General features: G+C 70.7%; 13 protein-coding genes. 9 read left to right on the top strand and 4 right to left on the bottom strand.

The annotated features are described in order from the left end of the window. The first annotated feature begins 1 nt into the window (after position 1). The gene (locus ACIBEJ_RS19465) at positions 2 to 1018 is read left to right on the top strand and encodes an LCP family protein (protein ID WP_397184117.1); all 1017 of its coding nucleotides are present in this window, start codon (positions 2 to 4) and stop codon (positions 1016 to 1018) included. Positions 1019 to 1051: 33 nt separating this feature from the next. Next, a complete protein-coding gene (locus ACIBEJ_RS19460) occupies positions 1052 to 2032 on the top strand; it encodes an alpha/beta fold hydrolase (RefSeq protein WP_397184116.1) in 981 nt (326 codons plus the stop codon). Positions 2033 to 2074: 42 nt separating this feature from the next. Here the strand turns inward: ACIBEJ_RS19460 and ACIBEJ_RS19455 are convergent, their stop codons facing one another. The 3 genes from ACIBEJ_RS19455 to ACIBEJ_RS19445 all read right to left on the bottom strand — a co-directional run bounded on the left by ACIBEJ_RS19455 (position 2075) and on the right by ACIBEJ_RS19445 (position 4340). Beyond that, entirely contained in the window at positions 2075 to 2947 is an 873-nt protein-coding gene (locus tag ACIBEJ_RS19455; protein WP_397184115.1) for an HAD family hydrolase, read from the bottom strand. Between the two features lie 11 nt (positions 2948 to 2958). Continuing rightward, a complete protein-coding gene (locus ACIBEJ_RS19450; RefSeq protein WP_397184114.1) occupies positions 2959 to 3639 on the bottom strand; it encodes a DUF5667 domain-containing protein in 681 nt (226 codons plus the stop codon). Between the two features lie 62 nt (positions 3640 to 3701). Continuing rightward, entirely contained in the window at positions 3702 to 4340 is a 639-nt protein-coding gene (locus ACIBEJ_RS19445) for a sigma-70 family RNA polymerase sigma factor (protein ID WP_397184113.1), read from the bottom strand. 178 nt (positions 4341 to 4518) lie between these two features. Between ACIBEJ_RS19445 and ACIBEJ_RS19440 the strand changes: the two genes are divergently transcribed. Next, on the top strand, positions 4519 to 5958 hold the full coding sequence (locus tag ACIBEJ_RS19440) for an antibiotic biosynthesis monooxygenase (protein ID WP_397184112.1): 1440 nt from the start codon (positions 4519 to 4521) through the stop codon (positions 5956 to 5958). A gap of 7 nt (positions 5959 to 5965) precedes the next feature. Here ACIBEJ_RS19440 and ACIBEJ_RS19435 read toward each other — a convergent pair whose 3' ends face one another. Beyond that, positions 5966 to 6202, bottom strand: coding sequence for a glutaredoxin family protein (locus tag ACIBEJ_RS19435; protein ID WP_397184111.1), 237 nt, complete (start codon positions 6200 to 6202; stop codon positions 5966 to 5968). A 115-nt stretch (positions 6203 to 6317) separates the two neighbouring features. On the opposite strand from ACIBEJ_RS19435, the gene ACIBEJ_RS19430 reads away from it, so the two are divergent. The 6 genes from ACIBEJ_RS19430 (at position 6318) to ACIBEJ_RS19405 (ending at position 12475) form a co-directional block, all read left to right on the top strand. Next, a complete protein-coding gene (locus ACIBEJ_RS19430) occupies positions 6318 to 6995 on the top strand; it encodes a redox-sensing transcriptional repressor Rex (protein WP_397184110.1) in 678 nt (225 codons plus the stop codon). Next, entirely contained in the window at positions 6992 to 8260 is a 1269-nt protein-coding gene (locus ACIBEJ_RS19425) for a glutamyl-tRNA reductase (RefSeq protein WP_397184109.1), read from the top strand. The genes ACIBEJ_RS19430 and ACIBEJ_RS19425 overlap by 4 nt, the downstream gene beginning before the upstream one ends. Further along, positions 8257 to 9162: a hydroxymethylbilane synthase gene (gene hemC, locus ACIBEJ_RS19420; RefSeq protein WP_397184108.1), complete on the top strand. Its 906-nt coding sequence runs from the start codon at positions 8257 to 8259 to the stop codon at positions 9160 to 9162. Before ACIBEJ_RS19425 ends, hemC begins: the two co-directional genes overlap by 4 nt. A 35-nt stretch (positions 9163 to 9197) precedes the next feature. Beyond that, complete coding sequence (locus ACIBEJ_RS19415; RefSeq protein ID WP_397184332.1) at positions 9198 to 10700, top strand: uroporphyrinogen-III synthase; 1503 nt, start codon at positions 9198 to 9200, stop codon at positions 10698 to 10700. Between the two features lie 12 nt (positions 10701 to 10712). Further along, positions 10713 to 11696 (top strand): porphobilinogen synthase, encoded by a 984-nt coding sequence (gene hemB / locus ACIBEJ_RS19410; protein WP_397184107.1) that lies wholly within the window; start codon positions 10713 to 10715, stop codon positions 11694 to 11696. A 137-nt stretch (positions 11697 to 11833) separates the two neighbouring features. After that, positions 11834 to 12475 (top strand): bifunctional DNA primase/polymerase, encoded by a 642-nt coding sequence (locus ACIBEJ_RS19405; protein ID WP_397184106.1) that lies wholly within the window; start codon positions 11834 to 11836, stop codon positions 12473 to 12475. Positions 12476 to 12495 lie beyond the last annotated feature (20 nt).

Below are 12495 nucleotides of genomic sequence, written 5' to 3'. Positions count from 1 at the left end.
GATGGACGATCTGAAGTTGCTCCGCGACTTCGGCGCGGAACTGGAGCAGGCGCCGCCCCCCACGCTGGCCCGCCAGCGGCACCGGTACCTGCGCTCGGCCCCGAGGCGCCGCCTGCGGGCCGGCTGGATGATGATGGGCGCGGTGGCCGCCGCGACCGCCGTGGCCGTCGCGGTGCCCACGTTGCTGCTGGGCGGCAAGGAGCGCACGTCGCCGCTGGGCTCAGGAAGCCGGCCGGTGAACGTCTCCGGCGTGCGCAACATCCTGCTCGTCGGCTCCGACACCCGCCAGGGCGAGGGGAACGAGAAGTACGGCCCGCTGGATTCGCGCTCTGAGCAGTCGGCGCGGTCCGACACCATCGCGCTCGTGCACCTGCCCGCCGACCGGGGCAAGCCGACGGTGGTGAGCATCCCGCGTGACTCGCTCGTGCGGATCCCCGCGTGCGGAGGTGCTCCCGCGCGGCGCGACCTCATCAACAGCGCCTACGCCGAAGGCGGTGTCGACTGCCTGGTCGAGACGCTGGAGAAGCTGACCGACGTCCGGGTCGACCACTACGTGGAAGTGGATTTCTCGGGATTCAAGAAGGTCGTGGACGCTCTCGGCGGCATCGAGGTGACGATCAAGACGCCCATCGACGACCGCAAGGCGAAGCTGACCCTGCCCAGCGGCAGGCAGACGCTCGACGGGGAGCAGGCGCTCGGCTACTTCCGGCTGCGCGACTACGGCGACGGCTCCGACATCCTGCGCATCAAGCGGCAGCAGGGTCTGCTCAACGCCATGCTCGCCAAGGCCAGGACCAAGCTGATCGCGGATCCGGCGGGGTCGCGCGAGTTCCTGGCCGCGGTCGTGGAGGCGACGAAGTCGGACCTGCGCGTCGAGGAGCTGTACCAGCTCGCCCTCAGCCTGCGGGAGAGCAAGCCCGCGTTCCTGACCGTTCCCTGGGGGCCCGCGCCCGACGATCCCAACCGCGTGGTGTGGAAGGAGCCCGGGGCATCGAAGCTGTTCGAGAAGCTGCGATAGTCTTATTGGACGAAAAGTCCTATAGTCGCGGGCATGCGGTACAAGGTGCTCGTGACCGGCCTGCTCCTCGGCGCCGCCGTAGGACTCCTCGCCCGCGGAAGAACCACCGGTGAGACCCTCGCCGGCCCGCTCGGGGGTCGGCGTGGGCGGCGGTTGCCCGTGGAGACGGACGACGGCGCCGTCATCGACGTGGACGTCAGCGAGCCGGTACGGCCCGCCTACGCCGTGGTCTTCGCACACGGCTGGGTGCTGAACCGGCACAGCTGGCACTACCAGCGGGAGGCCCTGCCCGGCGAGGCCATCCTGGTCGGCTACGACCAGCGCGGGCACGGAGCCTCCACCGCCGGCCCCGCGGGACCTTGCTCGATCGAACGGCTGGCCGCCGACCTGGAGGCCGTGATCGACGCGGCGGTCCCGCCCGGCCTGCCGGTCGTCCTGGCCGGCCACTCCATGGGCGGCATGACCATCATGGGGCTGGCCGCCAGGCGACCAGAACTGTTCGGCGGCAGGATCGTCGCGGTGGCGCTGATCAGCACCTCGGCGGGCAGGCTGGCGGAGGGGCTGACCGGCAGGGCGGCGCCGTTGCTGCTGAACCGGCTCCAGGCCAGGGCGGCGCTCATCGACGCCAGCCCGCCACGCCTGCGCGCCGGAACGAACTGGCCGGTCACCAGACTGGCCGCCTTCGGGCCCAAGGCGCGCGGCCACCACGTGCGCTTCATCAACCAGATGGTCGCCTCGACGCCCACCGAGGTCATGGTCGGCTATCTGCGTGCCATCCTGGCGCACGACAAGCTCGCCGCACTCCAGGCGCTGAGCCGGGTCGAGACGCTGGTCATGGTCGGCGCCCGCGACCGCCTCACCACCCCGGCCCACGCCCGCAGAATCGCCGCCGCCCTGCCCGACGCCACCCTGGTCATCGCGCCGGGCGCCGGTCACATGCTCGGCCTGGAACGCCCAGAACTGGTCAACACCGCCCTGAAAGCCCTGATCCGCCGCTCCCTCGCGCCCCAGTAGACACGCCTGCCGTGGCGACCCGCTCGGACGCGTGGAGGGGGGTTATCTGGTTCGGTAGTGGCGGCGCAGGGCGATTCCGGCGGCGATGCCGCCCGCCACCGCGCCCACTCCCGCCGCGATCGGCAGCGCGGCCATCGTGGCCTTCCTCCCGGTACGGAAGTCCTTGACCGGCCACCCGTGCTTCCTGGCATGGTCGCGCAGTTCCGAGTCGGGATTGATGGCCACCGCCGACCCCACCAGCGACAGCAGCGGCAGATCGTTGGCCGAGTCGCTGTAGGCGGTGCAGCGGGTCAGGTCGAGTCCCTCCCTGCGGGCCAGCGCGCGCACGGCCTCCGCCTTGGCCGGGCCGTGCAGCAGGTCGCCCACGAGGTGTCCGGTGTAGACGCCGTCCCGGGTCTCGGCGACCGTGCCGAGCGCGCCGGTGAGGCCGAGCCGCTGGGCGATCACGCGGGCCAGCTCGACCGGCGTCGCGGTCACCAGCCAGACGCGCTGCCCGGTGTCCAGGTGCGACTGTGCCAGCGCCCTGGTGCCCGCCCAGATCCGGTCGGCCATGACCTCGTCGTAGATCTCCTCGCCGAGCCGTACGACGTCGTCGACCTTGCTGCCCGCGACGAAGGCCAGCGCGGTCTCGCGGGCGACCGCGATGTGCTCGGGGTTCTCGTTGCCCCGCAGCCGGAACGCCGCCTGGCCGACGGCGAACTTCAGCAGGTCGGAGGTGGTGAACAGGCCACGGGTGGCCAGCCCCCTGGCGAAGTGGTAGATGGAGGCGCCGCGCATCATCGTGTTGTCGACGTCGAAGAACGCGGCGGCCTGCGGGTCGGGGTCCGCGGGCTCGGTGACGACCGCCGCCGCAGCGGCGACCTCGCCGGCGACCCGGGCTTCCGTCTCGTGTCGTCGTCGAAGTAGCCGCCTCATGGAACAGCAGCTTACCTAGGCACCGCAAGGCCTTCGATGTAGTGCAAATAGGTGTTCGCCTGGTCCTGTTCGGGGCCGGTGAGCTGGTCCAGCATGGGCGCCACGGCGTCGCGCTGGTCCTGGGCGAAGCTGTTGAGCTTGGGGGAGCGCGGCTCGACCCGCTCCATCCGCTTGATGGCCGATTTGGTGGATTCGGCCATGTCACTCAGCGTAGCCGAAACCAGCGGCCCGTCTCCGGAGCCGCCGAGCAGCGCGGCCACCTCGGAGGCGCGTTCCTTGGCCGAGACCATCTCGCGCTCGGCCCGTTCCCTGTCGTCGGTGCTGAGCCGTACCAGCGTGTGCTCGGCCGCGCGCTTGAGCGGGTAGAGCGTGTCGCCGGGCACCGACTGGTAGGTGATGAAGGCGGACATCATCATGCCCGCGGCCAGGCCGAGCGTGGCGAGCTGCGACGGCCACGACAACCGCACCCTCCTGGTACGCCGCGCGTGCCGAGCCCTGCCGGTCGACTCCGGCACAGGCGGCACGGCGAGGGCGTCGGCCGAGGTCAAACGTGTTCTCAGCCGTTCGCGGAAGTCGCCGTCCGGCCCGCCGCCCTGAGGCAGCCTGCGCAGCTCGTCCAGGTGGCCGAGAAGCCGATCCTGCGACCCGCGCGTGGCTCCGAACGGCCATCGGCGAGGTCGCGCCCTACCCATGACTGCTCCCTGTGGCCCCCGTCCGGTGTGACACCTGCCTAACGAGGCGCGGCGTGCGGAGGTTACGCGAGGTCGTGCTTGAGAGCCCTGGCCAACGCCCGGATCGCACGGAACTGCAGGGCTTTGATCGCTCCACTCTTCTTCCCCATGATCAACGCGGTCTCCGCGAGAGACAGGCCGTGCAGGAAGCGCAGGACCACGCACTCCTGCTGCTCGGGATTGAGGTCTCGGACGGCGCGCAGGACGCGGTCGTTGATGATGGCCGTGACCACCGCGTTCTCCGGGATGTAAGCCCCGTCGAGCGGTACGTCGAGCACCTCGCCGGTAGTGATCTCCAGGCGGTAGCGCCCGGACTTGAAGTGGTCGGTGACCAGGTTGCGGGCGATCGTCACCAGCCAGGCGCCGAAGTCACGGCCCTGCCAGGTGAAGTCGGCGACGCGGCGGAGGGCACGTAAGAATGTCTCCGAGGTGAGGTCCTCGGCGAGGGGGTGGGAGCCCACGCGGAAGTAGATGTAGCGGTAGACAAGATCGACGTAGCGGTCGTAGAGCGTGCCAAAGGCCTCCGTGTCGCCGGTCTTGGCCCGCAACACCAGCGTACGCACGTCATCTGGGATCTCTTCGCGCACGGCAAGCTCGCTCGTCCGGGCGTTGCCAGCGACCGCTGGCGTCAGAAGCCCGGCGAACGGCCACGAGTCAGGCATCCGGTGTCCCTGGGGGTAAGGGCTGCGGCGTGCTCGAACACTCTAGAAATCAACCGGAAATTCCACAATCCGCTTCAGGGTGGCGTCACTAGCCGTAATCGGCGGATACGGTGTGGACCGACCCGTTCCCTCTTCGGCTACCGGCTGGGAGGCATCGTCCGGCAGCATTGGAGTCACCATGGAGATCCTCGTTGCTGTCATCGCGTTCGCCGGCGCGCTTCTCGCCGCGATCGCGACCGGTGCCCTGATCCGCAGCCTCCGCGAGGAGCGTGAGGGGTGGCTCATCGCCTGGACGGTCGCCACGGCGATGCTCTGCGTCGCGCTCGGCGCGATCGGCACGGGCTACCTTATCGGCTTCGGCGCGGGCACGTTCCGGATCTACCAACTGGCCGGATCCCTGATCGCCCCGCTGTGGATGGCGCTCGGGCTCATCCAGCTCCTCGCGGAGAAGACGCCACCCAAATTCCTGGCCTGGCTGTTCGGGATCGCGTTCACGATCGTCAGCTCGGTGGTGATCGTCTTCGACCCGGTGCTGAAGGCGACGGAGATGTCCAAGGCGCTGCCGCCCGGCTCGACCCACTGGACCCTCATCGCGGGCTCCGTCCTGCTCGGCGCGCACGTGATCAGCGCGCTCATCCTGCTCGGCTGCGTGATCGTCGCCGGGCTGCGCTGGCGCAACGGCGACGACTACGACACCGACAACCTGCACGCCGCCGCCGTCATCGCGCCCTCGGCGCTGGCCCTGATCGGCGCGGTCCGCTTCGCCGTGCCCGGCGTCTTCACCACCGCGCTGCTCGTCGTGGCCGCCGCGGCGATCTGGTACGCCGTGCTGCGTCCCCTCGCGCCGTACGAGGACGAGGAGGACGAGATCAAGGACGAGAGCCGGGAACCCGCTGCCTCCGGCCGCAGAGCCGTACCTGAGCGCACGCCCGCCCGCATGGAGGCCCAGGCGCCCCTGGAGCCTCCCAGGCCCAGAGCCTCGGGCCTGGGCGACCTGGTGGCCGAGTACCGCGCGGGGGACCAGGACGTCGGCCACGCCGCCCGCATGGAACCGGGCCCCGCGACCGGCAACAGAATCCCCGTGACCGGCCACATGAGCCCCGCGATGGATCCAGGACCCTCGACCGGCTACATCATGAACGGCCAGGAACAGGCGTTCGGCCGCCACAGCGGCGGCCCGCCCCGGCCACAGCCCGACAGCTACAACATGCCGAACACCGGCGTCGTCTACCCGGGCGCCGAGGTCTTCCACCCCAGCACGCCCCAGCCCGCCGCCGGCGGCCGCCCCTCGCCCAGCATCTACGGCCTGCTCACCGTCTTCACCCTCATGGACGGCTCCGGCGAGCGGTTCGACCACCTGGCCGACCAGACCGTCGAGGCCGTGCGCAGGGGCGAGCCCGACACCCTCGTCTACGCCTGCCACGCGGTGAAGTCCGCGCCCCTGCAGCGCATCGTCTACGAGCTCTACCGCGACGAGGTCGCCTTCCGGGACCACCAGCGCCAGCCCCACGTCGAGCGCTTCGTCACCGAGCGCCAGGCGATGGTCCTGGCCACCAACATCATCGAACTCAACGTCAACGCCGCCAAGGTCGTCCCGCTGCCGACCGCGCTCTTCTGAGCCCCGTCTAGCCGCCGAGGGCCGCCCGCAGGCGTTCCTCCGACACGCGCCAGAAGTCGTGCTGTACCCCGTCCACGAGCGTGACCGGAATCATGTCGTTGTACTTTTCCCGGAGCTCAGGGGAGCCGTCGATGTCCACTTCTGTCCACTTGACCCCCAGCTCAGCCGCGACTTTCGCGATGACGGCGCGGGCGTCGTCGCACAGGTGACAGCCCTGCCGGCCGTACAGCGTGATCTCGTGCATGGGGTCCACGGTAGTGGTGACTTTGTGCGTCGGTTCACAAAGGGATTAACCTGAAAGACGGTTCGATTCCCAAGACGCGGCCGACAGGCCGCCCGTTCCCCTGGAGCCCCGGCACGTGAAGAGCCCGTCCCAGCCCCGTGACCGAGGCATACCCGAGGCAACGGTCGCACGGCTCCCGCTGTACCTGCGGGCGCTGAACGGGATGGCAGAGCGCGGGACCGCCACCGTCTCGTCCGAGGACCTGGCGGCGGCCGCCGGCGTGAACTCGGCCAAGCTCCGCAAGGACCTGTCGCATCTGGGGTCGTACGGCACGCGCGGGGTGGGCTACGACGTCGAGTACCTCGTGTACCAGATCTCCCGGGAACTGGGCCTGACCCAGGACTGGGCCGTGGCCATCGTCGGCGTCGGCAACCTCGGCCGCGCCCTGGCCAACTACGGCGGGTTCGTCTCCCGCGGGTTCCGGATCGCCGCCCTCCTCGACGCCGACCCCGAAATCGTGGGCGACGACATAGCGGGGTTGAATGTTGAGCACATCGACGAACTGGAAGCCGTGATCGGGCGGCGGGGGGTCTCCATCGTGGTCCTCGCGACACCCGCGGCGGCGGCGCAGGAAGTGTGCGACCGTGTGGTGTCCGCGGGTGTGACCAGCATCCTGAACTTTGCTCCTGTCGTACTTTCCGTGCCGGACAGCGTCGATGTCCGTAAGGTTGACCTATCAATAGAACTGCAGATCCTTGCGTTCCATGAGCAACGCAAAGCTGGGGGGCCACTCATGGCCGTGGACAGTCAATGAGTGTTCTGACGATCGGACTCAGCCACCGGACGGCACCGGTGGCCATGCTCGAACGCGTCTCTGTGTCGGGGGACACTCTTTCCAAACTCCTCCACGACGTGCAGCAGGACGTCTGCGTCGCCGAGGCGATGGTCGTCTCGACCTGCAACCGGGTCGAGGTCTACGCCGCCGTGGACCGTTTCCACGCGGCCGTGACGGCCGTCAGCAGGCTGCTGAGCGTCCATACCGGCGTGCCCGTCGAGGAGCTGACGCCGCACCTGTACGTCCACTATGAGGACCGGGCGGTCGAGCACCTGTTCTCGGTGGTGTGCGGGCTCGACTCGATGGTGGTCGGCGAGGGCCAGATCCTCGGCCAGGTGCGCAGGGCGCTCACGCTCGCCCAGAAGCACGGCACCGTCGGCGCCACGCTGAACGAGCTCGTCCAGCAGGCACTGCGCGTGGGCAAGCGGGCCCACACCGACACGGGCATCGATCAGGCGGGCGCGTCCCTGGTCAGCGCGGGCCTGGCCTTCGCCGGCCCGCTGGAGGGCAAGCGGGCGCTGATCGTCGGCGCCGGCTCGATGAGCTCGCTCGCCGCCGCCACGCTCTCCCGCGCGGGCGCCGGCGAGATCGTGGTCGCCAACCGCACCTTCGAGCGAGGCGTACGGCTCGCCGAGACGGTCGGCGGCCGGGCGGTGCCGCTGCGCGAGGTTCCCAAGGAGCTCGCCGCGGCCGACCTTGTGATCACGTGCACCGGCGGAGGGTCGCACGTGGTCACCCCGGTCATGCTGGCCGGCCGGTCCGCCGACGAGGTGTTCCTGCTCGACCTGGCGCTGCCGCACGACGTGGACCCGGCGGTGCGCGAGGTGCCCGGCGTCACGCTCGTGGACCTGGAGACCATCCAGGAGTCCGGCATCGGCTCGCGGGAGGGCGACGCCGTACAGACGGTGCGCGCGCTCGTCTCGGACGAGCTGGCGGCCTTCCTGAACGCCGAGCGCGCGGCCAGGGTCACCCCGACCGTGGTGGCGCTGCGCAGCAAGGCGGCCGACGTCGTGGAGGCCGAGCTGGGCCGGCTGCTCATGCGCCTGCCCCAGCTCGACGACCGGGCGCGCGGGGAAGTGGCGCAGACCGTCCAGCGCGTGGTGGACAAACTCCTTCATGAGCCCACTGTGCGTGTCAAACAGCTCGCCACCTCGCCCGGGGGCGATCATTATGCGGAAGCTCTGCGCGAGCTGTTCGACCTTGATCCGAAGATGCCAGAGGCCGTGAGGGAGGTGGAGCTGTGACCCTGAAGCTGGGAACGCGCAGAAGCCTGCTGGCGACCACGCAGTCGCAGATGGTCGCCGACGGCTACACCCGCGAGACCGGCCGCGAGATCGAGATGGTCGGCATCACCACCTTCGGCGACGTCACCAAGGCGCACCTCGCGCAGCTCGGCGGCACCGGCGTGTTCGTCAGCGCGCTGCGCGACAAGCTGGTCGAGGGCGAGATCGACTTCGCCGTCCACTCGCTCAAGGACCTGCCGACCAAGCGGGACGAGCGCTTCACGCTGGCCGCCCTGCCCACCCGGCACGACCACCGCGACGCGCTGGTCGGCGCGCACAAGCTGGCCGACCTGCCGAGCGGCGCGAGGGTCGGCACCGGCTCGCCGCGCCGCGTCGCGATGCTGCGCGCGCTCCGGCCCGACCTGGAGTACGTCCCGATCCGGGGCAACGCCGACACCCGGATCGGCAAGGTGACCTCGGGCGAGCTCGACGCCGTCGTACTCGCTTGTGCGGGTCTGACGAGGATCGGGCGGGACGCGGAGATCGCCCAGATCTTCGAGGTCGAGGAGATGCTGCCCGCGCCCGGCCAGGGCGCGCTGGCGGTGGAGTGCCTCGCCGACCGCGCCGACCTGATCGCCTTCCTCGGCGTGCTCGACGACCCGCGGACCCGCTCCGCGGTCGCGGCCGAGCGCGCCGTTCTGTCCGCACTCGAGGCAGGATGCTCCGCTCCGGTGGGTGCCTTCGCCGCGGATGACGGGCAGACTTTGAACCTGACCGCGGCCGTCGTCTCGCTCGACGGCCAGGCCGCGGTCCGCAAGTCCGCCGCCGGCCCGTCCTCGGACGCCGACCGCCTGGGCCGTCTGCTGGCGGCCGAGATGCTCGCCGAGGGGGCCGACAGATTGATGGGGGAGCGTTCTCATTGAGCTCCGATAGTCCTACCTCCGGTTTCGTGGCGTTCGTGGGCGCGGGTCCCGGTGACCCGAACCTGCTGACGCTGCGCGGCGCCGAACTGCTCGGCAAGGCCGACGCGGTGGTCCTCGACGAGGACCTGTTCGGCCCGCTGCTCAGGCACTGCCGCGAGGGCGTCGAGGTGGTCGAGGGCGACTACCTCAAGCGTGCCGGCGACGGCGCGCTGGTGGTGCGCCTGTGCGAGGGCGACCCGATGCTGTTCTCCTCGATCACCGAGGAGGTCGCCGCCTGCACCGCAGCCGGGGTGGACTTCGAGATCGTGCCGGGCGTGCCGCCGGCGACCGCGGTGCTCACCTACGCGGGCATCCCGCCTGCCGCGGACGTGCCCGAGTTCCGCGTGGTCGACGCCGCGCAGGAGCAGGACTGGGCCTCGCACGCCGCCTGTCCGGGCACGCTGGTCATCTACAACGGCATCGGCGACGCGGTGGCCATCGGCAAGGCGCTCGTCGCGGGCGGCAAGCCCGACAGCACGCCGGTCGCGGTCAGCAGCGCCGGCACCACCACCGAGCAGTTCACCGTGGCGACCACGCTGGGCAGGCTCCAGCCCGACCTCAAGCACGCCGGGTTCACCGAGCCCGCGATCATCGTCGTCGGCGAGGCCGTCGGGCTGCGTGACAAGCTGTCGTGGTTCGAGACCAAGCCGCTGTTCGGCTGGCGGGTCCTGGTGCCGCGTACCAAGGAGCAGTCCCAGGCGCTGTCGGAGCAGCTCATCTCCTACGGCGCGGTGCCCGACGAGGTGCCGACCATCTCGGTCGAGCCGCCGCGCACGCCGCAGCAGATGGACAGGGCCATCAAGGGCCTGGTCACCGGCCGTTACGAGTGGGTCGCCTTCACCAGCGCCAACGCGGTCAAGGCGGTGCGCGAGAAGTTCGAGGAGTACGGGCTCGACGCGCGGGCCTTCGCCGGGCTCAAGGTGGCCGCGGTGGGCGAGGCGACGGCCAGGGCGCTGGTCGAGTTCGGCGTCAAGCCCGACCTGCTGCCCTCCGGCGAGCAGTCCTCCGAGGGGCTGGTGGCCGAGTGGCCGCCGTACGACTCGATGCTCGACCCGATCAACCGGGTGCTGCTGCCCAGGGCCGACATCTCCACCGACACGCTCGTGGCCGGGCTGACCGAGCTGGGCTGGGAGTGCGACGACGTCACGGCGTACCGGACCGTGCGGGCGGCGCCGCCGCCGCAGCCGATCCGCGAGGCGATCAAGGGCGGCGGGTTCGACGCGGTGCTGTTCACCTCGTCCTCGACCGTGCGCAACCTGGTCGGCATCGCCGGAAAGCCACACAACGTCACCGTCATCGCGGTCATCGGCCCGCAGACGGCCAAGACGGCCGACGAGTTCGGCCTGCGTGTGGATGTCATGGCGGACAAGCCATCGGCCTCCGCGCTGGCCGCCGCCCTCGCCGAGTACGGTGCTAAGCAGAGGCAGGCGGCGATCGCCGCGGGCGACACCCCGCGCAAGCCCTCGCAGAACCGCCGCGGGGCACGCCGCCGCAAATAGGAGTTTCGTCACATGAGTGCTGAGTTTCCCGCCGCGCGTCCGCGGCGGCTTCGCCGTACCCCCGTCATGAGGCGGATGGTCGCGGGCACGCACCTGCACCCGTCCCAGTTGATCCTGCCGGCGTTCGTGAAGGAGGGCATCGCCGAGCCGCACCCCGTGGCCTCGATGCCCGGCGTCTACCAGCACACCCGGGAGTCGCTGCGCAAGGCCGCCCACGAGGCGGCCGAGGCGGGCGTGGGCGGGCTGATCCTGTTCGGCATCCCGGCGGTGAAGGACGCCCGCGGCTCCGCGGGCGACGACCCCGACGGGATCCTCCAGCAGGCGCTGCGCGAGGTGAACGCCGAGGTCGGCGATGCGATCGTGGTGATGGCCGACACGTGTCTCGACGAGTTCACCGACCACGGGCACTGCGGGCTGCTGACCCCGGATGGCGAGGTGGACAACGACGCCACGCTGGAGCGCTACGCCTCGGTGGCCGTGGCGCAGGCCGAGGCCGGCTCCCAGATGGTGGCGCCGAGCGGGATGATGGACGGCCAGGTGGGCGTGATCCGCGCCGCCCTGGACGGAGCCGGGTTCTCCGACGTCCCGATCATGGCCTACACGGCCAAGTACGCCTCGGCCTTCTACGGGCCCTTCCGCGACGCCGCCGAGTGCGCGCCGCAGTTCGGCGACCGCGCCTCACACCAGCAGGACCCCGCCGGGTCGCTGGACGAGGCCCTTCGCGAGGTACGGCTGGACCTCGCCGAAGGCGCCGACGTGGTCATGGTCAAGCCGGCGATGTCCTACCTCGACGTCATCAAGACCTTCCGCGACAACGTGGACGTGCCGGTGGCCGCCTACCAGGTCAGCGGCGAGTACGCGATGATCGAGGCCGCCGCGGCCAACGGCTGGATCGACCGTGAGCGGATGATCATGGAGTCGCTGATCGGGATCCGCCGCGCCGGAGCCGACCTGATCCTCACCTACTGGGCCACCGAGGTGGCTCGGCGGCTCTAGGTGGGGGTTTCCCGCTCACCCCTGCGACCTGTGCGTTAGAGTGCGATAACAAGTGCTGGTGTGTCCCAGGTGGTGCGTTGGAGCCCCCGGGGTCAGGGACCTCCTCAGGCGCGCGGGATTTTCGAACGGGAGACACCATGGTCGGGGTACCACTCGCTCGGCGTACGCGGAAGCGGGCCGCGAAACTCACGCGCCCGGCCAGGATCGACGCGGTCCTGGGCTATGCGGCTCTCGGCTGGCCCAGCGTGCCGGGCGCGCATCCGCTGCGCCACGGGCCGCGCGCCTGTTCCTGTGACCGCCTCGGCTGTCCCGACCCGGGCGCGCATCCCCTCTCCCCGGCCTGGCATCTCCAGGCCACCACCGACGCCGCCCAGCTCACCCGCTGGTGGCAGCACGAGCCCGACGCAAATGTGATTCTCCCCACGGGACGCGTCTTCGACGTCTTCGACGTACCCCTGGCGGCCGGTCTGTCCGCGCTCACGCGCATCGACGCCGCCGGCTCCCGCTCAGGCCCGGTCGCCGCCAACGGCGACCGGGTTCTGTTTTATGTGGCCACCCGCGGCAACCCCGACGACGAGGACGAGTGGTGGTCCTGCCACCTCGACTGCGACCCGGCGACCATCGACGACACGCCTGGGCTGCGCTGGCACTGCCGCGACAGCTACGTCCTCGCGCCGCCCTCCACGCTGCCCACCGGCCAGCCGGTCTCGTGGCTGCGCCCGCCGGACGGCCGCCCGCTGCCTGACCCGCTGCGCGTGCTGGAGCAGCTCACCGACTGACGGGGGCGGCCTCTACCCTG

Source organism: Nonomuraea sp. NPDC050790 (assembly GCF_044456745.1).
GTDB lineage: Bacteria > Actinomycetota > Actinomycetes > Streptosporangiales > Streptosporangiaceae > Nonomuraea.
This window is presented reverse-complemented; position numbering and strand designations above follow the sequence as displayed.